The organism is Agromyces sp. C10 (assembly GCF_023217995.1).
GTDB lineage: Bacteria > Actinomycetota > Actinomycetes > Actinomycetales > Microbacteriaceae > Agromyces > Agromyces indicus.
Genome location: NZ_JALPSX010000010.1, coordinates 1 through 22,014 on the forward strand (window position 1 = coordinate 1; position 22,014 = coordinate 22,014).

The 22,014-nt window shown below is 73.3% G+C and carries 18 protein-coding genes and 2 tRNA genes; 15 read left to right on the plus strand and 5 right to left on the minus strand.

Annotated elements, in window-relative coordinates; all coding sequences use genetic code 11:
- Positions 1–28 precede the first annotated feature (28 nt).
- The gene (locus M1L56_RS12070) at positions 29–592 is read right to left on the minus strand and encodes a TetR/AcrR family transcriptional regulator (protein WP_248599438.1); all 564 of its coding nucleotides are present in this window, start codon (positions 590–592) and stop codon (positions 29–31) included.
- A gap of 81 nt (positions 593–673) precedes the next feature.
- Here M1L56_RS12070 and M1L56_RS12075 point away from each other — a divergent pair, with 81 nt between their 5' ends.
- A complete protein-coding gene (locus tag M1L56_RS12075) occupies positions 674–2,260 on the plus strand; it encodes an MFS transporter (RefSeq protein WP_248599439.1) in 1,587 nt (528 codons plus the stop codon).
- Between the two features lie 34 nt (positions 2,261–2,294).
- On the opposite strand, the gene M1L56_RS12080 is transcribed toward M1L56_RS12075, so the two are convergent.
- Positions 2,295–2,558 carry a DUF6458 family protein gene (locus M1L56_RS12080; protein WP_067946624.1) on the minus strand — a complete coding sequence of 88 codons (264 nt, stop codon included), beginning with the start codon at positions 2,556–2,558 and terminating at the stop codon, positions 2,295–2,297.
- A gap of 138 nt (positions 2,559–2,696) precedes the next feature.
- Between M1L56_RS12080 and M1L56_RS12085 the strand changes: the two genes are divergently transcribed.
- The 3 genes from M1L56_RS12085 to M1L56_RS12095 all read left to right on the plus strand — a co-directional run bounded on the left by M1L56_RS12085 (position 2,697) and on the right by M1L56_RS12095 (position 5,749).
- Positions 2,697–3,767, plus strand: a complete 1,071-nt coding sequence (locus tag M1L56_RS12085) for a 3-isopropylmalate dehydrogenase (RefSeq protein ID WP_248599440.1) — start codon at positions 2,697–2,699, stop codon at positions 3,765–3,767.
- A gap of 21 nt (positions 3,768–3,788) precedes the next feature.
- Positions 3,789–4,907, plus strand: coding sequence for a branched-chain amino acid aminotransferase (locus M1L56_RS12090; protein ID WP_248599441.1), 1,119 nt, complete (start codon positions 3,789–3,791; stop codon positions 4,905–4,907).
- A 71-nt stretch (positions 4,908–4,978) separates the two neighbouring features.
- Complete coding sequence (locus M1L56_RS12095; protein WP_248599442.1) at positions 4,979–5,749, plus strand: fumarylacetoacetate hydrolase family protein; 771 nt, start codon at positions 4,979–4,981, stop codon at positions 5,747–5,749.
- A 4-nt stretch (positions 5,750–5,753) separates the two neighbouring features.
- Here the strand turns inward: M1L56_RS12095 and M1L56_RS12100 are convergent, their stop codons facing one another.
- Complete coding sequence (locus M1L56_RS12100) at positions 5,754–6,824, minus strand: aminotransferase class V-fold PLP-dependent enzyme (protein WP_082847002.1); 1,071 nt, start codon at positions 6,822–6,824, stop codon at positions 5,754–5,756.
- An 89-nt stretch (positions 6,825–6,913) separates the two neighbouring features.
- On the opposite strand from M1L56_RS12100, the gene M1L56_RS12105 reads away from it, so the two are divergent.
- The 4 genes from M1L56_RS12105 (at position 6,914) to M1L56_RS12120 (ending at position 12,222) form a co-directional block, all read left to right on the plus strand.
- Complete coding sequence (locus tag M1L56_RS12105; protein WP_374256743.1) at positions 6,914–7,939, plus strand: LysR family transcriptional regulator; 1,026 nt, start codon at positions 6,914–6,916, stop codon at positions 7,937–7,939.
- A complete protein-coding gene (gene gltX, locus M1L56_RS12110; protein ID WP_248599444.1) occupies positions 7,932–9,446 on the plus strand; it encodes a glutamate--tRNA ligase in 1,515 nt (504 codons plus the stop codon). Before M1L56_RS12105 ends, gltX begins: the two co-directional genes overlap by 8 nt.
- Before the next feature lie 88 nt (positions 9,447–9,534).
- Positions 9,535–9,606, plus strand: a tRNA-Gln gene (locus M1L56_RS12115).
- Positions 9,607–9,807: 201 nt separating this feature from the next.
- A complete protein-coding gene (locus M1L56_RS12120; RefSeq protein ID WP_308198866.1) occupies positions 9,808–12,222 on the plus strand; it encodes a transglycosylase domain-containing protein in 2,415 nt (804 codons plus the stop codon).
- Between the two features lie 39 nt (positions 12,223–12,261).
- Here the strand turns inward: M1L56_RS12120 and M1L56_RS12125 are convergent, their stop codons facing one another.
- Positions 12,262–13,986 (minus strand): hypothetical protein, encoded by a 1,725-nt coding sequence (locus tag M1L56_RS12125; RefSeq protein ID WP_248599445.1) that lies wholly within the window; start codon positions 13,984–13,986, stop codon positions 12,262–12,264.
- A 307-nt stretch (positions 13,987–14,293) separates the two neighbouring features.
- Positions 14,294–14,938 (minus strand): MBL fold metallo-hydrolase, encoded by a 645-nt coding sequence (locus tag M1L56_RS12130; RefSeq protein WP_248599446.1) that lies wholly within the window; start codon positions 14,936–14,938, stop codon positions 14,294–14,296.
- A 60-nt stretch (positions 14,939–14,998) separates the two neighbouring features.
- Here M1L56_RS12130 and M1L56_RS12135 point away from each other — a divergent pair, with 60 nt between their 5' ends.
- From M1L56_RS12135 to M1L56_RS12165, 7 genes are all read left to right on the plus strand, one after another.
- On the plus strand, positions 14,999–15,904 hold the full coding sequence (locus M1L56_RS12135; protein ID WP_248599447.1) for a diacylglycerol kinase family protein: 906 nt from the start codon (positions 14,999–15,001) through the stop codon (positions 15,902–15,904).
- Positions 15,905–15,979: 75 nt separating this feature from the next.
- Positions 15,980–16,055, plus strand: a tRNA-Glu gene (locus tag M1L56_RS12140).
- 292 nt (positions 16,056–16,347) lie between these two features.
- Entirely contained in the window at positions 16,348–17,406 is a 1,059-nt protein-coding gene (locus tag M1L56_RS12145) for a TerC family protein (protein WP_067947861.1), read from the plus strand.
- A gap of 201 nt (positions 17,407–17,607) precedes the next feature.
- Positions 17,608–18,411 carry a PP2C family serine/threonine-protein phosphatase gene (locus tag M1L56_RS12150; protein ID WP_231878579.1) on the plus strand — a complete coding sequence of 268 codons (804 nt, stop codon included), beginning with the start codon at positions 17,608–17,610 and terminating at the stop codon, positions 18,409–18,411.
- Positions 18,392–19,561 carry an FHA domain-containing protein gene (locus M1L56_RS16120; protein ID WP_248599448.1) on the plus strand — a complete coding sequence of 390 codons (1,170 nt, stop codon included), beginning with the start codon at positions 18,392–18,394 and terminating at the stop codon, positions 19,559–19,561. The genes M1L56_RS12150 and M1L56_RS16120 overlap by 20 nt, the downstream gene beginning before the upstream one ends.
- Entirely contained in the window at positions 19,561–21,306 is a 1,746-nt protein-coding gene (locus tag M1L56_RS12160) for a serine/threonine-protein kinase (protein WP_248599449.1), read from the plus strand. Before M1L56_RS16120 ends, M1L56_RS12160 begins: the two co-directional genes overlap by 1 nt.
- Complete coding sequence (locus M1L56_RS12165; protein WP_248599450.1) at positions 21,303–22,010, plus strand: hypothetical protein; 708 nt, start codon at positions 21,303–21,305, stop codon at positions 22,008–22,010. The genes M1L56_RS12160 and M1L56_RS12165 overlap by 4 nt, the downstream gene beginning before the upstream one ends.
- Positions 22,011–22,014: the final 4 nt, after the last annotated feature.

Below are 22,014 nucleotides of genomic sequence, written 5' to 3' on the forward strand. Positions count from 1 at the left end.
CCGGGTCTCGGTACGCGCGCTTCGCGTCCTACTCGACCACCGGGCCGTCCGCGAGGCGCTCGAGCAGGGCGACGAGGGCGTCGAGCTCGGCGGCCGGCGGGGCGTCGACCCCGAGCTCGGGGTCCTGCCCGTGGAGCGCCGAGTCGTAGTACAGCCCGTCGCCGATGAGCGTGATCGCGAGCGCCACGGTCGGGTCCGCGACGTGCCGCCGCACCGCCTCGAGCCAGCGTTCGCGCACCGCGCGGATGGTGCGGGCGGCCGACTCGTGCCCGGCCTGGGCGAGCCGCGTCGCCGCGACGGCCGCGCGGTCGAGCGGGGATCCGACCGCCACCGACGACCGCACGTAGTAGGCGATCGCGCCTTCGGGGGCTCGCTCGAGCACGGCGATGTCGTCGTCGACGAGCCGGGCGAACCGCTCGAGGACCCCGTCGACGAGCGCCTCCCGGTTGGCGAAGTGGTAGAGCAGGCCGCCCTTGGAGACCCCGGCGGCCTTCGCGGTCGCGTCGAGCGTCGCCGCGCGCTCGCCCGCGTCGATGAGGATGCGCTCGAAGGCATCGATGACGGCGTCGCGGGCGGCGGGTGGGCGGCTCATGGCTCCGATGGTATCGAGCGACCCGTGTCGGCGGGATCTGATACTCTACCGTCCAGACGGTACAGTAATAGGAACCCTGAAATGACACACGAGACCAACGGCACGAGCACCATTCCCGCGCGAGCGGATGCCGCGGCATCCGTCGTCACCCGCGTCGACCCCGGCCGGCCGCGCGCGTCGCGCCGGCAGTGGCTCGCGCTCGCGGTGCTCATGCTGCCCGTCCTGCTCGTCTCGGTCGACAACACCGTCCTGAGCTTCGCGCTCCCGGCGATCGCGCGCGACCTCGGCCCCACGGGCGCCCAGCAGCTGTGGATCATCGACGCCTACCCGCTCGTGCTCGCCGCACTCCTCGTGGCCATGGGCAGTGCCGGTGACCGCTTCGGTCGCCGACGGATGCTGCTCATCGGCTCCGTCGGCTTCGCGCTGGTGTCGATCGCCGCCGCGTTCGCACCGACGGCCGAGGCGCTCATCGCCGCCCGCGCGGCGCTCGGGTTCTTCGGTGCGATGCTCATGCCCTCCACGCTCTCGCTGCTGCGCACCGTCTTCGCCGACCGCGAGCAGCGACGCCTCGCGATCGCGATCTGGGCCTCCGGCTTCGCCGCCGGCAGCGCGCTCGGACCCATCGTCGGCGGGGTGCTCCTCGAGCACTTCCACTGGGGGTCCGTGTTCCTCCTCGCCGTTCCGGTGCTCGTGCCGCTCGTCGTGCTCGTGCCGCTCCTGATCCCCGAGAGCCGCGACCCCGCGCCGGGCCCGATCGGCGTGCCGAGCATCCTGCTCTCGTTCGCCGCCATGGGCGCCGTCGTCTACGGCATCAAGCACGTCGCCACCGAGGGCATCGACGTCGTCGGCGTCGCCGCCGTGCTCGCGGGCGCCGCCCTGGCGATCTGGTTCGTGCGCCGGCAGCTGCGGGCGGCGACCCCGATGCTCGACATGCGGCTGTTCCGGCAGGGCTCGTTCGGCGGGGGCGTGCTCGTCAACCTGCTGAGCGTCATCGCGCTCGTCGGCTTCCTCTTCTTCGTGTCGCAGCACCTGCAGCTCATCGCGGGCCTGTCACCCGTGCAGGCGGGCCTCGCCCTCACCCCGGGCCTTGTCGCGATGATCGCCGCCGGGCTCTCGGTCGTGCCGATCGCCCGACGCGTGCACCCGCGCGTGCTGGTCCCGTCGGCCGTCGCGCTCTCCGCGGCGGGGTACCTCGTGATCGCCCTCACCGCCGGCGACGGCGTCGCGGGCGTCGCCATCGCGTTCGTCCTCCTCGGCATCGGCATCGGCGTGGCCGAGACGGTCTCGAACGAGCTGATCCTCTCGAGCGCGCCGCCGGCGAAGGCGGGCGCGGCATCGGCCGTGTCCGAGACCGCCTACGAGCTCGGCGCGGTGCTCGGGACCGCGGTCCTCGGCAGCATCCTCGCCGCCTGGTACCGCACCGCCATCGAGCTCCCGGCCGAACTGACGGCGGGGCAGGCGGATGCCGCGCGGGAGACGCTCGCTGGCGCGATGGCGCTCGCCGAGACGCTGCCCGCCTCCGTGGGCGCCGAGCTCGCGGCATCCGCTGCCACCGCGTTCGGCGGCGGCGTGACGGTCACCGCGTTCATCGGCATGCTGCTCATGGTCGGCGCGGGCGTCGTCGCCGCGACCACCCTGAACGAGCCGCGGGGCGCCGCCTCGGAGTGAGGTGGCGCCCCGCGGGGGTCGAGTTCGATGACCGTCAGAGCGTGGTGCCGTCGTCGGGCCGCGACGACTCGGCGCGCGTGACGCGCTCGCCGGTGGCAGGGTCGACCATCGTGCGCGACGTCGAGACGGAGCTCCGGCGCCGGGCGAGGAGGACGATGCCGAGGATGATGACCACCGCGCCGGCGATCATCAGGATGTAGCCGACCATCTGCAGGTTGATCCACTCCACGGAGACGTTGAGCGCGAACGCGAACACCGCGCCGATGGCGAAGAGGACGATTCCGAGACCGAGACTCATCTGGTAGTGCCTTTCACTCGGGCGGCGGCGAGCGCCGCACATGCGGGGGTGGGGTATACCGCTCCCTGAGGCCGAGTGTAGTGAGCGGCCACGTCGGCGGACAGTACTCTTGGAGGGCTGGCGGACGAAGGAGGCTTCATGGTAACGACGGTCAGGCTCGCGGTGATCCCGGGCGACGGCATCGGCCCCGAGGTGGTCGGTGAGGCGCTCAAGGTCCTCGACGCGGTCGCCGCCGACGCCGGCCTGGCCTTCGAGCGCACCGAGTTCTCGCTCGGTGCGGGTCGGTACCTCGAGACGGGCGACGTGCTGACCGTCGACGACCTCGAGGCGATCAAGGCGCACGACGCGATCCTGCTCGGCGCGGTCGGCGGCGTGCCCGGCGACCCGCGCCTCGCCGGCGCGAACATCGAGCGCGGCCTGCTGCTGAAGCTGCGGTTCGAGCTCGACCACTACGTCAACCTCCGTCCCTCCGTCCTGCACCCCGGCGTCGCGAGCCCGCTCGCGAACCCCGGCGACGTCGACTTCGTCGTGGTCCGCGAGGGCACCGAGGGCCCCTACGTCGGCAACGGCGGCGCCATCCGCGTGGGCACGCCGGCGGAGGTCGCGAACGAGGTGTCGGTGAACACCGCGTACGGGGTCGAGCGCGTCGTGCGGTACGCCTTCGCCGCGGCATCCGCTCGCGCCCGGAAGCGGCTCACGCTCGTGCACAAGACGAACGTGCTGGTCTTCGCGGGCTCGCTGTGGAAGCGGACCGTCGACGCCGTCTCGGCCGAGTACCCGGACGTCGCGGTGGACTACCTGCACGTCGACGCCGCGACGATCTTCCTGGTCACCGACCCTGCGAGATTCGACGTCATCGTCACGGACAACCTCTTCGGCGACATCCTCACCGATCTGGCCGGCGCGATCAGCGGCGGCATCGGACTCGCGGCCTCGGGCAACATCAACCCCGACGGCCGGTTCCCCAGCATGTTCGAGCCCGTGCACGGTTCGGCTCCGGACATCGCCGGGAAGGGCATCGCCGATCCCACCGCCGCGATCCTCTCGGTCGCGCTGCTCCTCGACCACCTCGGCCACGGGGCGGCAGCCGAGCGGGTGCGCGACGCGGTGGCCGCCGACGTCGCCGAGCGCGGCGACGCGAACCGGTCGACCACCGAGATCGGCGACGCCATCGCCGCCCGCCTCGGCGCCACCGTCGGCGCCCACTGACCCGCTTCGAAGGAGACCACCGTGACCACGACGAACCTCACCCTCCAGACGCCGTCCCCGGCCGGCCTGACCTGGCAGGTCACGCGCAACGAGGACGCGAAGTCCGACGCCGAGCGCGAGGCGATCCTCGCCGACCCCGGCTTCGGCAACCACTTCACCGACCACATGGTCGACCTGTGCTGGTCCGAGAAGGGCGGATGGCACCGGCCCCGCGTCTCGCCGTACGGTCCGATCCAGCTCGACCCCTCCGCCGCCGTGCTGCACTACGCGCAGGAGATCTTCGAGGGCCTCAAGGCGTACCGCCACGGCGACGGCTCGGTGTGGTCGTTCCGTCCCTACGAGAACGCCGCCCGCATGCAGCGCTCGGCGCGCCGGCTCGCCCTGCCCGAGCTGCCCACCGAGTACTTCATCGACTCGCTCAAGCAGCTCATCGCGCTGGATGCCGCGTGGGTGCCGTCCGCCCCCGAGACGAGCCTCTACCTGCGGCCCTTCATGTTCGCGAAGGAGGCGTTCCTCGGCGTGCGCCCCGCGAAGAAGGTCGCGTACTACCTCATCGCGAGCCCCGCGGGCGCGTACTTCCACGGTGGCGTGAAGCCCGTGTCGATCTGGCTGTCGACCAAGTACGCGCGGGCCGGCAAAGGCGGCACCGGCGCGGCGAAGACCGGCGGCAACTACGCCTCGAGCCTCCTGCCCCAGGCCGAGGCGGCCGAGCACGGCTGCCAGCAGGTGCTGTTCCTCGACGAGGGCACGTACCTCGAGGAGCTCGGCGGCATGAACGTCATCCTCGTGTACCGCGACGGCCGGCTCGTCACCCCCGAATCGGACTCGATCCTCGAGGGCATCACGCGCGACTCGGTGCTGCAGCTCGCGCGCGACCGCGGCCACGCGGTCGAGAGCCGGCGCGTGACCATCGACGAGTGGCGCGAGGGTGCGGCATCCGGCGAGATCGTCGGCGCCTTCGCGTGCGGCACCGCCGCGGTCATCACGCCCATCGGGCGCCTGCTCGCCGAGGACTTCGAGATCGTCCACAACGGACCCGAGGCGTCCGAGCTCGCCATGTCGCTGCGCGACGAGCTGACCGGCATCCAGTACGGACGCGTCGAGGACCGCCACGGCTGGATGCTCCGGCTCGACGCGTGACGGGCGCGGGCCCGCTCGGGTCCCCGCCCCGTCGGCGCCGTCCGCGCGGCGGCGCCGAATAGGCTGGGCGCATGAAGGTCGCGCGCTTCTCCCACGGTGAGTCCATCTCGTTCGGCATCGTCGACGAGGAGGAGCACGAACTCGTCGTGCTGAAGGCCGACCCGATGTTCGCCGGGTACGACCCGACGGGGGAGCGCGTGCCGCTCGCCGAGGCGAAGCTGCTCGCGCCGGTCATCCCGCGGTCGAAGGTCGTCGCGGTGGGCAAGAACTACCACGACCACGCTGCCGAGATGGGTGGCGAGGCGCCGACCGAACCGCTCCTCTTCTTGAAGCCGAACACCGCGGTGATCGGCCCGGGCGACTCGATCGTGCTGCCGCCGGAGAGCTCGCAGGTCGAGTTCGAGGGCGAGCTGGCGGTCGTGATCGGACGGATCGCGCGTCGCGTGAGCGAGGCCGACGCGGCATCCGTCGTGTTCGGCTACACGATCGCGAACGACGTCACGGCCCGCGACCTGCAGCGCAGCGACGGCCAGTGGACGCGAGCCAAGGGCTTCGACACCTTCTGCCCGCTCGGGCCGGTGATCGACACCGACCTCGACCTCGAGCGCGGCACCATCGAGACCAGCGTCAACGGCGAACGCCGACAGGAGGCGCGCCTCGCCGACATGGTGCACTCGATCCCGGCGATCATCGCCTACGCCTCGAACGTGTTCACGCTGCTGCCGGGCGACGTGATCCTCACCGGCACCCCGGCGGGCGTCGGGCCGATCACGACGGGCGACACCGTCGAGGTGAGTATCTCCGGGCTCGGCTCGCTCGCGAACCCCGTGCGCTCGGCCTGATCGTTCAGCGGCCGAGGGCGCGTGCGGCCAGGTCGACGTCCTCCGCGTCGTTCCAGAGGTGGAACGCGACGCGCGCCCGGCCGGCACGCCCGGACGCGGTGAGCCCGGCGGCGGTCAGCGCGGCGAGGTCACGGCCCTCCGCGTCCGGCCAGCTCACGATCGCGCTCGCCGACGGCGGCAGGCCGAGGCGCTCGCGGAACGCGTCGGCGAGGGACACGTCGTACCGGCGGACGGCCTCGAGGTCGAGCCCGGCGGCGAGCTCCAGCGCGGCTTCGGCCCCCGCCCACGCGTGCCATGCCGGCGAGACGTCGAACCGGCGAGCGCCCGCGGCGAGGTGCAGGTCCGGGCCGTAGCACGACGACCACGGATCCTCGCCGGAGTACCAGCCGGCGGTGATCGGCACGAGCTCGTCGAGCGCGCGATCGCTCACGGCCATGAACGCGGCCCCGCGCGGCGCCGAGAGCCACTTGTACGCGTGGCAGACGACCAGGTCGGCGTCGAGGTCGGCGGTCGGCATCCACCCCGTGGCCTGCGTGGTGTCGACGAGCACGAGCGCGCCGGCGGCGCGTGCGGCGGCGATGACGGATGCCGCGTCGGCGATCTCCCCGGTCGCGGACTGCACGAGCGAGAATGCGACGAGCCACGTCGACGGCGTGATCGCGTCGGCGAGGCGAGCGAGCGGCACCGGACGCACGTCGAGGTCGCCGCGGGCGAGGAACGGCGCGACGACCGAGCTGAAGTCGCCGTCGACGCAGGCGATGCGAGCGCCGGCCGGGGCGGACGCCGCGGCGAGGGCGACGAACGCGGACACCTGCGATCCGACCGCCACGCGGTCGGCGGCGGTGCCGAGCAGCGTTGCGGCGTGCCCGCGGGCGCGTTCGACGATCGCGCTGTACTCCGCGGCCGAGGCCTCGCCGGCGCGCCAGCGTTCGAGGTCCCGCGAGATCGCCTCCGCCGTCGCCGTCGCCGGGATGCCGAGCGTGCAGGCGGCCAGGTAGCCGCGTCCGGCGGTGAATCGCGGGTCGGGGAGGCCGAGGGTGCTCGCGGTCGATGCGAGGTCGATGGAGAGGGCCATGGCCTCAGCCTCGTCCGGTGCGAGCGATACGTCGAGAGCCGGTGTTGCATCCGATGCATAAGACGTGCTTATGCTCAGTCATGGACGCGATGCCCGAGCCCGATGCCGAGCCCGGGTCGCGCACCGCACCCGGCGACGACGCCGGCCCTGCCGGCCTGCCGAGCACGGTGGATGCCACGAGCCTGCTCGTCCTCCGGGCCATCGCCGACCACGGCTCCATCACGGCCGCGGCCTCCGCACTCGGGTTCAGCCAGCCCGCGCTCAGCCAGCAGGTGCGTCGCGCGGAGGCACGCGCGGGCACCCCGCTCGTCGAGCGGACGGGACGCGGCATCCGCCTCACCCCGGCCGGGCGCGTGCTCGCCCGGCACGGCGCGGCGGTCGCCACCGCGCTCGAGGCCGCGCGGGGTGAACTCGCCGACCTGCGCGGCCTGCGCTCCGGTCGCGTCCGGCTGACCGCGTTCCCCTCGGCCTCGCCGACGCTCGTGCCCGCGTTCATGGCCGGGATGGCGGAGCGCCATCCCGGCGTGCGCGTGAGCTTCGTCGAGGCGGAGCCGCCCGAGGCGGTCGCCGCCGTGCGCGAGGACCGCGCCGACCTCGCGCTCACCTTCAGCTACCCCGGCGACCGCAGCGACCCGCACCGGGCGAGCGCGCGCGGGCTCGAGGTGGCGACGATCGGCGGCGATGCCATGCACGTGGTGCTCCCGGCGCGGCATCCGCTCGCCGAGCACGAGGTCGTCGACCTCGCCGGCCTCTCGAGCGAGCCCTGGATCGCCGGCTGCCCGCGCTGCCGCGGGCACCTGCTGGAGCTCTGCGACGCCGCCGGGTTCGCGCCGCGCATCGCCGTCGAGACCGACAACTTCGTCGCCGTCGAGGAGATGGTGGCCTCCGGGCTCGGGGTCGCCGTGCTGCCGGGACTCGCCATCCAGTCGGCGGGGACCCGGGCCGGCGTCGCCGTGCGTCGCACCGCCAACGCCGACCGGCGGACCCTGCACCTCGTGACCGCGCGAGGCGGGCTCGGCGTGCCGGCCGTGGCCGTCGCGGCGGAGCTCCTGGCGGGCCTCGTCGCGCGACCGGACGAGGGATCCCGGGCCCGTAACATTGAGGGCGATGCCTGACACGACCCACCCCACCACGACCGCGACCGGCACCGACATCCGCGTGCGGTTCTGCCCGTCGCCCACCGGAACCCCGCACGTCGGCCTCGTGCGCACGGCCCTGTTCAACTGGGCGTACGCGCGCCACACCGGGGGCACCTTCGTCTTCCGCATCGAGGACACCGACGCGGCCCGCGACAGCGAGGAGAGCTACGCGCAGATCATCGACGCGCTCACCTGGCTCGGCCTCGGGTGGGACGAGGGCATCGACGTCGGCGGCCCCCACGGGCCGTATCGGCAGTCGCAGCGCGGCGGCATCTACGCCGACGTCATCGAGCGTCTGAAGGCCGCGGGCCACGTCTACGAGAGCTACTCGACCGCCGACGAGATCGACGCGCGCAACGAGGCCGCCGGGCGACCCAAGCAGCTCGGGTACGACAACTTCGACCGCGACCTCACCGACGAGCAGCGCGCCGCCTTCCGCGCCGAGGGCCGCGAGCCAGCCCTGCGCCTGCGCGTGCCCGACGTCGACCTCGGCTTCGACGACCTCGTGCGCGGCCGCATCGACTTCGCGGCCGGGTCCACCACCGACTTCGTCGTGGTGCGCCCGAACGGCGCCCCGCTGTACACGCTCGTGAACCCGGTCGACGACGCGCTCATGGGCATCACGCACGTGCTGCGCGGCGAGGACCTGCTGAGCTCGACGCCGCGCCAGATCGCGCTCTACCACGCCCTCATCGACATCGGCGTGACGACTTTCGTGCCGCGCTTCGGCCACCTGCCCTACGTCATGGGCGAGGGCAACAAGAAGCTCTCCAAGCGCGACCCCGAGTCGAACCTCTTCCACCACCGCGACCGGGGCTTCATCCCCGAGGGCCTCGTGAACTACCTGGCGCTGCTCGGCTGGGGGTTCTCGGCCGACCGCGACGTGTTCAGCCGCGACGAGCTGGTCGAGCGGTTCGACGTGGCCGACGTGAACCCCAACCCCGCGCGCTTCGACCTCAAGAAGGCCGAGGCGATCAACGGCGACCACCTGCGGCAGCTCGAGGTCGCCGACTTCGCCGCGCGCACGGTGCCGTACCTGCAGGCGGCGGGCGTCGTCGAGACGCCCATCGGTCCGGCGCACGAGGCGATCCTCGCCGAGGCTGCGCCGCTCGTGCAGGAGCGCATCGGCCTGCTGGGCGAGGCGCCCGCGATGCTCGGGTTCCTCTTCACGGATGCCGCGGAGCTCGAGTACGACGAGTCGGCGGTCGGGTCGCTGCCGGCCGACGCCCCGGCCGTGCTCGCCGCCGCGCGCGAGGCGCTCGAGCGCATCCCGGGGGAGTCGTGGACCCACGCCGAGATCGAGGAGGCGCTGCGCGACGCGCTCGTCGACGGGCTCGGCCTGAAGCCGCGCGTCGCGTTCGGACCGGTCCGCGTCGCGGTCTCCGGCCGGCGCGTCTCGCCGCCGCTGTTCGAGTCGATGCAGATCCTCGGCCGCGTCGAGTCGATCGAACGCATCGACCGCCTCGCGGCGCTCATCGGCTGACGCGCCCGGGCGGTCCCGCCGTTTTGGCGAGGATCGCCCCCCTAGGCTAGAGTTACATGTCGGCCCGGGAACCTCGGTTCACCGGCCTTGGGGTATGGTGTAATTGGCAACACGGCTGATTCTGGTTCAGTTGTTCTTGGTTCGAGTCCAGGTACCCCAGCAGTGAGACCCGCGAGAGATCGCGGGTCTTTTCGCATCTGCGGGCGCCGCCGCCCGCTCCGCAGGTCACGGGATGCCAACGCCGTGACGACAGCCCTTTACATCGCGAACCCGCTGAGGTTGCATTGACCCAGGCCGCTCGGCCCGGGACCGAACACCGGAGCATCCGAGGCGGTCCACCGGGAGATCGGGGGGTTCGTCGGTGGTGCATCGCAACCTGCGGAATCGCGACTTCGCCGAGACGCGCACGCCTCTCGGGGTCGTGGGGGGCCTGGCCGGCCTCGTCGCCGGCAGCGCCGCCGCCGCGATGCTCGTGACGGTCGCGGTGACGCCGGGGCTCGCCGCCGCCGGCGTGGCCGCGTCGAGCACGATCTCGATGTTCGAGAACCTGCCGAGCTACCTCGAGATCGGCGAGCTCAGCGAGAAGAGCAACATCTACGCCAAGCGCGCCAACGGCGACCGCGTCCTCCTCGCCTCCTTCTACGACCAGAACCGCGTGGAGGTGGGATGGGACCAGGTCAGCCAGTACGTGAAGGACGCCGCGATCGCCGGTGAGGACCCGCGGTTCTACGACCACAACGGCGTCGACCTCCAGGGCACCATCCGCGCCGCCGCGACGACCGCGACCGGGCGCGACACGCAGGGCGGCTCCTCGATCGCGCAGCAGTACGTCAAGAACGTCCGCGTCCAGGAGTGCGAGCGGCTCGCGGCCGACCAGGAGGAGCGGGACGGCTGCTACGACGCCGTCACCGAGACGACCATCGATCGGAAGCTCAAGGAGATGCGCCTCGCGATCGGCGTCGAGAAGCGCTACACCAAGAGCGAGATCCTGCTCGGCTACCTGAACATCGCCGGCTTCGGCGGAACCGTGTACGGCATCGAGGCCGCGTCGAGCTACTACTACAACACCACCGCGGCGAACGTGACCCTCGCGCAGGCCGCGTCGCTCATCGCGATCGTCAACAACCCCGGCAAGTTCCGGCTCGACCGACCCGACGATCCGGCCAACGGCGCCGAGAACGGGTACGCCGCCAACACCGCGCGGCGCGACTACATCCTTCGCGCGATGCTGACGGAGGAGAAGATCACGCAGGCCCAGTACGACGAGGCGGTCGCCACGCCCGTCGAGCCGGTCATCACCGAGCCCAGCACCGGATGCCAGACCGCGGGCGCGAGCGCCTACTTCTGCGACTACGTCAAGAACATCCTCCAGAACGATCCCATCTTCGGCGAGGACGAGGCCGAGCGGATGCTCAACTTCCGCCGGGGCGGGTACGAGGTCCACACGACGCTCGACCTCGACCTGCAGCTCGCGGCGTCCCAGGCGGTCACGACCCACGTGCCGGCCACGTTCCCGGGCTGGGACGTGGGCGGCGTCATCTCGTCGGTCGAGGTGGGCACCGGGCGGGTGCTCGCGATGGTGCAGAACCGCACGTACAGCCAGGACCCGGCGGTGCTCGCGAAGGGACCGCAGTACACGAGCATCAACTACAACACCGACTTCGCCTACGGCGGATCGCGTGGATTCCAGCCGGGATCGTCGTACAAGGTGTTCACGCTCGCCGAGTGGCTGAGCTCGGGTCGCGGACTGGGCGAGCGCGTCGACTCGCGACCGAAGAGCAACTGGGGCACGTTCCAGGACTCGTGCCTCGGCCCGCACTTCGCCGGCGACTGGAACCCCCGGAACGACGCCAACGAGTCCGGCTCCGCGTACAGCGCCATGGAGTCGACGATCGCGTCGATCAACACGGGCTTCATCGGCATGGCCAAGCAGCTCGACCTCTGCGGCATCCGCAAGCGTGCCGAGGCCTTCGGCGTGCACCGGGCCGACGGCAACGTGCTCGACCAGGGACCCGCGTCGGTCATCGGCACCAACGAGGTCGCGCCGCTCAGCATGGCCGTGGCCTTCGCCGGCATCGCGAACAACGGCGTGACCTGCTCGCCCATCGCGATCGACCGCATCATCGGCCGAGACGGCCAGGATGTCACGCCCCCGAAGTCGGAGTGCACGCAGTCGGTGGTCCCGGAGGTCGCGGCGGCGATGCACACCGCGATGGGCGCCGTGATGACGAGCGGTACGGCCCAGGCGTCGAACAACGCCACGCAGCCGTCCGTGCCCCTCATCGGCAAGACCGGCACGACCGATGGCGCGAAGGACACCTGGATGGTCGGGGCGAGCTCCAAGGTGGCCACCGCCGCGGCCGTGGTCAGCGTCAACGGCGACGCGAACCAGCGGGGGATCTCCTTCGCGACCGGGCAGGCGGCGACGGCGCGTCACCGGATGTGGCCCGCGGTGATGTCGGTGGCCGCGGCCAAGTACGGCGGCGACCCGTTCACGCAGGCGGGCATGGGTCCGGTCGTGCCGCGCGTGGACATCCCGGGCGTCGAACCGCCGCCGACACCCCGAGACGACTCTGGGCAGGATGCGAATGCCAATGCCTCGCCGCGACCGGCTCCGCAGCCGGAACCGGCCCAGGCGCCGCCCGCACCGGCCCCGCCGCCTCCACCGCCGGTACCCGAGCCGCAGCCGGTACCCGAGCCGCAACCGCAGCCGCCGCCGGGGTGGCCCTTCGATCCCGGGTCGGGGTGGCCGTTCGACACCGGTCCCGGCGGCTGACCTTCGCCGACCGCCGCGAACCGTCCCGCGACCCCGTCCTCAGACCGCGGCTCCGGGGAGGCGGCTGTGGCGGACGCGGTGAACCGCCCAGGCGGCCACCGCGGCGAGCGCGAGCGCCCCGAAGACCACCAGCCAGGGAAGCAGTGCGCCGGGCGCGACTCCTGCGGTCCCGGCCGCGAGCTGGGCTGACCCGGTCGCGAGGCGGGTGTTGCCGTCGCTGAGTTCGGCGGCCCCGCCGGCGAGGTCCCCGGCGCCCGAGGCGAGCACGATGCTGCCGTCGGCGAGGGTCTGCGTCCCGACCGAGAGGTCGCCCGCTCCGGTGGCGAGTTCGTCCAGCCCGGCGGCGAGGTCCATGGCGCCCTGCGAGAGGGTGCCGGTCCCGGCGGCGAGGTCGCCCGCTCCGGTCGAGACGCGCTGGGCGCCCGCTGCGAGCTCGTCCGACTTCGCGGCCAGCTCCTGCGTGCCCGACACGAGGGCGGCGACGCCGGCGTCGAGGGAGGTCGTCCCGTTGCTGACGGCGACCGCACCCGCGCTGACCTTCGCGGCGCCGCCGGAGACCTGCGCCGCGCCCTGTGCGACCCGGTCCGTGCCCTCGGCGAGGCGGGCGTTGGCGGTGGCGACCTGTCCGGCGCCGCCGGCGAGCTGCGTCGTGCCGTCGGCGAGGCGTGCCGACCCGGCGGACACGGCGGCGGCCCCCTGGGCGAGTGCCGCTGCGCCGTCGGCGAGGGAGCGGGATCCGATCGCGGCCGAGCTGATGCCGCCCGCGAGGTTCGCCATGCCCGCGCGGGTCGCCTCGGCACCGTCGGACACTCCGGCCGCGCCGACCGCCGTGCGGGCCGCGCCATCGGCGAGGGCGGCCGCCGCATCGCGCAGGGCCGTGGCCTGCGCGGCGAGTTCCGGGCTCGCGCCGCCGGCGACGAGCGCCGCCCGGAACTCCTCGAGCTTCGCCGCGAGGTGGGCGCTCCCGCCCGAGACGTTCGCGGCGCCCGCGCTGACGTCGGCGGCACCGGCGGCCAGCCCGGTCGCGCCCGTCACGAGGGCGCCCGCTCCGCGATCGGCGGCCGCGAGACCGGCCGCCAGGTCCTCGACCCCCTGTCCGACCCCGGATGCCCCGGCCGCGACTCCCGCGGTGCCCGCGGCCAGCTCGGCGGCGCCGGTGGCCGCGATCGACGCAGCCTGGCTGAGCCTGGCGGCCCCGTCCGCCGTGGCGGCGGCGCCGCCGGCCAGCGTCGCCGCGCCGCCCGCGACGTCCGTCGCCCCCGCCGCGGTCCGGCCGGCGCCGTCGGCGACGGCGGCCGCTCCGGCGTTCGCCCGTCCGATGCCGTCCGCGAGCGCGCCGGTGCCCCCGGCGATCCGCTCGGCGCCGTCCGACAGCCGGTTCGATCCGTCCGCGGCCCGGGCGGCGCCGGAGGAGAGCTCGGCGGCACCGGCGGCGGCCTTCGCCGCGCCCGTCTCGAGGCGCTCGGCACCGGCCGCGGCCGAGGTCGCGCCCGCGGAGACCCGGTCGGCGCCGTCGGCGGCGGCGGCCGCTCCGTCACGGAGTTCGCCGGATCCGTCGGCGATCCGCTCGGCGCCGGCGGCGAGTTCCGCCGAGCCCTCCCCGGCGAGTCCCGCGCCGTCGGACAGGCGTGCCGCGCCCGCGGAGATGGTGTTCGTCGTGAGCAGGAAGAACGCCGCGAGCGCGATGAGCGCCACGGTCACGGCGACGGCGGCGATGCGCACGCCGATCCCATGGCGGTGCACGGCAGGGTCGGTTCTCGTCATTGAGGCTCCTGTGTTCCGGGCGCGACGACGCGCCGAGGTTCGGGTGCGGTGCAGGACACCCGGCGCGCGGGAGGTGCGGGGGCGCCGGTGGTTCCGAGCGAGCACCGGCCGAGGGGTCGCATCGTCGCGACTCCGGCGCGACGTCGCGTCGAAAGTGGCCCGAATCTGTCAGGCGGACTGCGGTTCCGTCAACGGACAGCGCCGAAGTCGGGAGCTTCCCTCCAACGCGAGGTGGCGGCGCGAGGCCTCCCGTTGTCGCTCCGCCACAGCCGGGGGCCGACGCCGGGCCGCGGCATCCGCCGGGCGTTCAGAGATCGAACGAGTCGCCCGGTTCGAGCGCGAGGTACTCGCCGCCGCCCTGTTCGGTCGCCCACTGGAGGCGCGCATTGGACAGCGACTTGCCCGCTCGCGAGAGCACCATCTCGTGCGTGGGGAACGCACGACGCGGCTTCACGGCCATCACGTAGTCCATGGACTCGGCGATCTTCATCCACGGCGCCCCGGCGGGGGCGGCGAGCACGTCGACGTCGACGCCCTCGGGAATCGCGAACGAGTCGCCCGCGTAGTAGAGGGCGTCGTTCACGAGCACCCCGACGTTGTCGATCACCGGGATCGAGTCGTGGATCACGGCGTGGCGCCCGCCGAAGAACCGCAGCCGGAACGGCCCCACCTCGACCTCGTCGCCGGGCTCGACGCGCTCGACCTCGATGCCCGCCTCGCCGGCGGCCCGGACCACGCCCTCCGGGCCGAGCAGGCGCACGTCGGGGCTGCGGTCGCGGATGCGGCCGAGCTGCTCCGGCGTCCAGTGGTCGTCGTGCAGGTGGGTGATCACCACGGCTCGCGCGCCGGACGCCTCGGTGATCGGCGTCGTGAACTTGCCCGGGTCGACGAACAGGCGGTCGCCGGAGTGCTCGACGACGAGGGCGGCGTGTTCCAGCTTCGTGACGCGCATAGTTCGAGCCAACACCGTGTGCGCACGTCGTGCAACCGGTCGGGCTGCCACAATCGCACCATGAGTCACCGTTCCCCCCGGCGACTGCTGCTCGCAGTGAATCCGTCCGCGTCGTTCGGACGCAACCGCGCGGTCGGTCCGGCCGCCGCGCGACGCCTCGCCGATGCCGGGTACGAGGTGACGCTGCTGCGGGAGGCGAACTTCGAGCTGCTGCGACGTGAGACCCAGTCGGCGTTCGAGCAGGGAACCGACGGCCTCGTCGTCGTGGGCGGCGACGGCATGGTGTCGCTCGGCGTCAACATCGTCGCGCGGACCGGCGTCCCGCTCGGCGTCATCGCGGCCGGCACGGGGAACGACCTGGCCCGGGCCCTCGGGCTGCCGCACGACGACCCCGAGGCGGCCGTCGAGGCCCTGGTCGACGCGCTCGCCCGCCCGCCCCAGGTGGTCGACCTGGGCCTCGCCCGCCACGGCGAGCTCAGCACCTGGTTCGCGTGCGTGCTGTCGGCGGGATTCGACGCGGTCGTCAACGAGCGAGCCAACCGGATGACGCGGCCGCGAGGTCCGAGCCGCTACACGCTCGCGCTCCTGCGCGAGCTCGCCACGTTCCGCCCGCTGCGGTACCGGCTGACGCTGGACGGCTCCCCGCGCGAGCAGTCGGCCATGCTGGTGTCGGTGGCGAACACCCCGTCGCTGGGCGGCGGCATGCGCATCGTCCCGCACGCGGATCTCTCGGACGGCCTGCTCGACGTGTTCGTCGTGCATCCGCTGTCGCGGGTCGGGCTGCTCAGCGTGTTCCCGCGCGTGTTCGCGGGGGAACACGTCAACCACCCCGCCGTCGAGTTCGCGCCCGCGCGCCGTGTGCGCATCGAGGGCGAGGGCATCGTCGCCTACGCCGACGGCGAGCGGTTGGGGTCGCTTCCGGTGGAGGTGGAGGCCGTTCCCGGGGCGCTCGCCGTGTTCGTCTGAGGGCGCCGGCCGGTGCCATCCGCTCGATTTGGAATGCGCCGGAGACGTGTGCCATACTCTTCAAGTCGTCAACGAGGCCCCATCGTTTAGCGGCCTAGGACGCCGCCCTCTCACGGCGGTAGCGCGGGTTCAAATCCCGCTGGGGTCACCACGACCGTCGAACGCCCTCGCAGCATGCGGGGGCGTTCGTCGTTTCCCGGCACGGTGGCATTCGTCGGCACCGGTGCACCGGGTTCGGACGGTCCCGGCGCGGGCTCGCCCGACGCCCGCTAGACTCGTCCGAGCGAAGGGGAGTATCCCGCCGGGGCTTCGCGCCTCGGGCCACGATCGTCAATACGAGCGCCGTCGACGCCGCTCCGGGCGTGGCGGCGCACGCACGTGCTGCCGGGAGAGACTTTCGGATCTCCGTCGCACCCGATCGCACACCTCCCGAAAGGCGTCACGTGACCGCATTGCCCGTCTGGTTCGAAGTCGGCTCGCTCGTCGTGCTGACGCTGATCCTGGTCGCCGACCTGCTGCTCGTGATCAAGCGGCCGCACGTGCCCTCGTTCCGGGAGTCGACCCTCTGGGTCGTGTTCTACATCGTGCTCGCCCTGATCTTCGCCGGCCTCATGTTCGTCATCGGCGACGCCGAGCACGGTGCGCAGTTCCTCGCTGGCTGGCTCACCGAGTACAGCCTGTCGATCGACAACCTGTTCGTGTTCGTCATCATCATGGCCAGGTTCGCGGTGCCGAGGAAGTACCAGCAGGAGGTGCTCATGGTCGGCATCATCCTGGCGCTGATCCTGCGCGGCATCTTCATCCTGCTCGGCGCCCAGCTCATCGAGAACTTCAGCTGGGTGTTCTACATCTTCGGCGCGTTCCTGCTCTGGACCGCGTACAACCAGGCGTTCGGCGACCACGAGGAGGAGGGCGGCGACACGTTCCTCATCCGCATCCTGCGTCGCCGGCTCGCGATCACGAACGACTACGACGGCATCAAGCTGCGCACCACGATCGACGGCCGTCGGTTCTTCACGCCGATGCTCATCGTGTTCGTGGCGATCGGCACGACCGACCTCATCTTCGCCCTCGACTCGATCCCGGCGATCTTCGGCATCACGCAGAGCCCGTTCATCGTGTTCACGGCCAACGTGTTCGCCCTGATGGGCCTCCGCCAGCTCTACTTCCTCCTCGGCGGGCTCCTCGAGCGCCTCGAGTACCTCAAGTACGGGATCGCGTTCATCCTCGGGTTCATCGGCGTGAAGCTGGTCCTCCACGCCATGCACGAGAACGAGCTCCCCTTCATCAACGGCGGCGAGCACATCGAGTGGGCGCCGGAGATCTCGACGTGGGCCTCGCTCGGCGTGATCGTGGCCGCGATGGTCGTCGCCACCGTGGCGAGCGTCGCGAAGGCGAACCTCGACGCGCGCCGCCGTGGCCACACCCTCGGCGAGGAGATCCCGCACTTCACCGAGGAGGGCGACCGGGCCGAGCGCGACGAGTCCCGCGTCGAGCGCTGACCCCCGCCTCGATCGGCGGTCGCCGCGCACGACGGTCGCCGAGGGCTTGCTACCGTTGAGCCACCCGCGCCTCCGCGCCGCCCCTACCCCGCAGAGAGGACCCAGCCAGTGACGTCTGATGGCAGCGGTGTCGTCGAGATCCCGAGCGGATCCGCGCGCATCGCACACAGTGCACGAACGCACGTCGGCCGCGTCAGGTCGGTGAACGAGGACGCCCTCCTCGCCCACGCGCCCGTGTACGTCGTCGCCGACGGCATGGGCGGGCACGCGCGGGGGGATGCCGCGAGCCGGGCGGTGGTCGACACGTTCCGCCGCCACCTCGACACCGGCGCCCCGTCGCGGCCCGAGCAGGTGCTCGATGCCATCCACAGCTCGAACGAGGTCGTCCGGTCGCTCTCGACCGAGGGCGACGAGGGCACGGCGGTCGCCGGCACGACCGTCGCGGGCATCGCGCTGGTCGACGCGGGCGACGGTCGCGGCGTGCACTGGATGGTCTTCAACGTGGGCGACTCCCGCGTGTACCTGTGGGACGGCCGCCGCCTCGAGCAGGTCACGGTCGACCACTCCGCCGTGCAGGAGATGGTCGACGCCGGCCTGCTGCACGCCGACGACGCCGAGCGGCACCCCGATCGCAACGTGATCACCCGCGCCGTCGGCGCCGACGACGTGGTCGAGCCCGACGTCTGGCTCATCCCAGCGGCGGGGCGGCAGGTGTTCCTGCTCTGCTCCGACGGCCTCTCGAAGGAGGTCGGCGACGAGGCGATCGCGGAGATCCTCACCGGCGGATCGGCGCACGCCGCCGGGCTTGCCGGAGAGCTCGTCGAGGCGGCGCTCGCGGCGGGTGCGCGCGACAACGTGACGGCGGTGGTCGTCGAATCCGACCTGGGCGGCGACGCGGCCGATGACGACGAGGCGACGCGGGACCGCGATGACGCGCTCCCGCGCGCGGCGGAGCAGACGTGGCCCAGGGGAGCGGGGGATCAGGGTGGCGGACTACCGGCGTGACCCGAGCGGCGGCTGGCTGGCCGCGCTGCGGGCCGATGCGCTGCTCGTGCTCCCGGCCGACCGTGCCGACGATCTCGTGGGGCTGTGGCCGGCGCTCGGTGCAGCGGATGCCGCGGCCGTCGTCCTCGACCGGCTCACCGCCGGCGGGGTGACGTCGGCCCCGGGCTTCGCCCTCGTGGTCCGCGAACGCGGGTCGGTGCGCGTGGTCGCTCGCGGCCCCCTGACCGTCGAGGTCGGAGCCGACACGGTCTCCGGCGCGGGCGTGTCCACGTGGAGCGAGCGCGCCTTCGACGGCGCGCCCGACGTCCGCGTGACCGTCGCCGGGGATTCGGCGGATGCCGCGGAGCCCGTGCTGCCGATCGTCGAGGGCGTCGTGGCGGCATCCGCCGTCGACTGGCCGGGCGCCGCCGCTCGGACCGCGGCGTCGGAGGCCGCTGCGCCGGAGCCCGCTGCGCCGGAGCCTGCGTCACCGGAGCCAGCGGCGTCGGGGCCCGCCGCGCCACCGCCGACGGTCCGGATCGAGCCGGTGCCGGCGACGTCCCAGGGCGCCGCCGACGTCCCCGACGAGCGGACGATGGTACCCGACGAGGACACCGTCGTGGGATTCTCGCGCACCGAGCGCCCCCGCATCGACGTGTCCTCCGGAGACACAACGATCGTGCCGCCGCCCGGCCTCACCGACGCTCCCGTGCTCGGCGACCACGACGGGCTCACCGTCGCGGCCGCCGACATCCGCCAGCTCAGGGAGGCGCGCGACGCCGACCGCGCCGCGGCCGTCGCCGCGCAGCCGCCGCGTTCCGGTCGAGCCGACGACCGGCTCGCGCTGCGCATGCCCGACGGGTCGTTCGAGCCGATCACGGGCGAACTCGTCCTCGGCCGCGCTCCCGCGATCGGGCGGGTCACCGGTTCGCGCGTGCCGCGCCCCGTGGTGGTCGGCGCGGGCGACCCGGACATCTCCCGCACGCACCTCCGGGTCGCGGTCGAGGGCGGCACGGCGGTCGTGACCGACCTCGAGTCGCGCAACGGCACGCACGTGGTCGCTCCGGGACAGCCGCCCATGCGGTTGCGGCCGTCCGAGCCCACGCCCGTGCTGCCGGAGACCGTGATCGACCTCGGCGGCGGCTGGTCGATCCAGGTGGTGGTGCGCTGATGCGCCGCACGCCCTCGTCGCCGCCGGACCTGCCCGGCTACACGCCGCTCGGGCTGCTCGGCTCCGGCGGGTTCGCCGACGTGTTCCTCTACGAGCAGAAGCTCCCGCGCCGGAAGGTCGCGGTCAAGGTACTGCTCGCCGACGACATCGACCAGGGCACGCGCGCGCAGTTCGTCGCCGAGGCGAACCTCATGGCGCGACTCTCGGCGCACCCGTTCATCGTGACGATCTTCCACGCCGACGTCTCGGCCGACGGCCGGCCGTACTTCGTCATGGAGTACTGCTCGGGCCCCAGCCTGTCGGAGCGCTACAAGCGGCAGCCGCTCACCGTCGAGGACGCGCTCCGCACCGGCATCCGCCTGTCGGGCGCCGTCGCGACCGCGCATGCCGCCGGGATCCTGCACCGCGACATCAAGCCCGCCAACGTGCTCACCAACGACTACGGCTGGCCCGCGCTCAGCGACTTCGGGATCTCCTCCGACCTCGAGGGCGACCTGCCCGTCCACACCATGTCGTTCACCGCCGACCCCGCGGCGACGGGCTCTGGCACGGGGTCCGACCGCGCCGCGGTCGGCATGAGCGTGCCGTGGTCCCCGCCGGAACTGTTCGAGGACGACCCGCGCCCCGACACCCGGAGCGACGTGTTCGCGCTCGCCGCGACCGTGCACACCCTGCTCGCCGGGCGCACCCCGTTCGAGGTCCCGGGTCGGTCGAACGGCCCGCTCGACCTCATCGGCCGGATCGAACGCGGCCGGGTCACGCCGATCGACCGCGACGACGTGCCGCCGACCCTGCAGGCCGTCCTCGCCACCGGCATGGCCCCGCGACGCGAGGACCGCTACCAGAGCGCGGTCGAGTTCGGCCGCGCGCTGCAGCGCATCGAGCTCGAGCTGGGGTACTCGGTGACGGGGATCGAGGTGCCCGCGATTCCGGCGGCCGCGCCGTCCGACGCCGAGGCGACGGACGTCGCGAGCGAGGTCGCGCCCGGCCCGGACGCCGAGGCGGCGACGCGAGCACGCTCGGTCCGCGTCGTGCAGGCCGACGCGCCGGCGGCGCCGGCCGGACCCTGGTCGGCCGACGCCCCGCGGCCCGTGCCCGCGACCGGCGGGAGCAGCGACGACGCCACGCGCGCTCGCGGGGTGCGCGAAGTACGCGCCCAGGCGCCGGAGCCCGCCGCGCCCTCCGACCTCGTCGACGACGGCACGGTCCTCCGCGGCGCGTCGCCGGCCGCGCGCCGCGCCGAGCCCGCGGGCCACGCCCGCGTCGAGGCGGCCGAGCAGGGGGGTGCCGACGCCGTCGCGGCCGACGTCGACCCGGCCCCGCCGGGCGTCCGGCGGCGGCGCGTCGTCGCTGCCACCATCGGCGCCGCGGCATCCGTCGTCGTCGTCGCCGCGGTCGGCGCGGCCATCGCGCTCGGCGGCTCGCTGGGGAGCCCCGCCGAAGGCGTCGACGCCGGCCCCGGCACCGGGGAGGACGCCGTCGTGGCTGCGACCGTGCCGACGCCCGAGGTCGATCCGGGGGAGCCCGCCGGCGACGGCCGCGTGGTCTTCGGCGTGCGACACGACGGCGCCGAGGAGGGCGACCGCTACCGGTGGCGCAACGTCGACGGCACGGGCGGCACGGCGATCGCCGACGGCCCGGAGATCGTCGTCGACGGCGTGGCCGACGGCCGCCCCGTGTGCATCGAGGTCCAGGTGCAGCGCGGCAGCAAGACCTCCGAGCCCGTCACGGGATGCACGGCATGAGGCCGCTCCGGGTCGAGTACTGCGGCGAGTGGTACACCGTCGAGTCCGGCCGGACGTTCGGCATCGGCCGGGAGTCCGACCTCACCATCGACGACAACCCCTACCTGCACCGCACCTTCCTGACCCTCTCGAGCGAGTTCGGCCTGTGGTGGCTGTCGAACGTCGGACAGCTGCTGTCGGCGACGGTGTCGGATGCCACGGGCAGCGTGCAGGCGTGGGTCGCGCCGGGCGCGAAGCTGCCGCTCGTCTTCCAGACCGTGCATGTGATGTTCAGCGCGGGCGCCACGACGTACGACTTCACGGTGCACGCCGAGGAGGACTTCTACAACACGTCGCTCACCGCCCGCCCCGTCGACGGCGGGACGACCATCCTTCCCGTGACCCTCACGACGAGCCAGCGGCTGCTCGTGGTCGCGCTCGCCGAGCACGTGCTCGCGCAGCCCTCCGCCGGGCGGGCGACGGTGCCGAGCTCGGCCGAGGCGGCGGCGCGCCTGGGCTGGAGCATGACGACGTTCAACCGCAAGCTCGACAACGTGTGCGAGAAGCTCGACAAGATCGGCGTCGACGGGCTGCGCGGCGGGAGAGGCCGGCTCGCGACGAACCGCCGCGCGCGGCTCGTCGAGTACGCCGTGGCGACGAGGCTCGTGAGCGCCGACGACCTGCCGCTGCTCGACCGCGCGGCCGAGGAGCGTCCGGAAGCCTGACGAC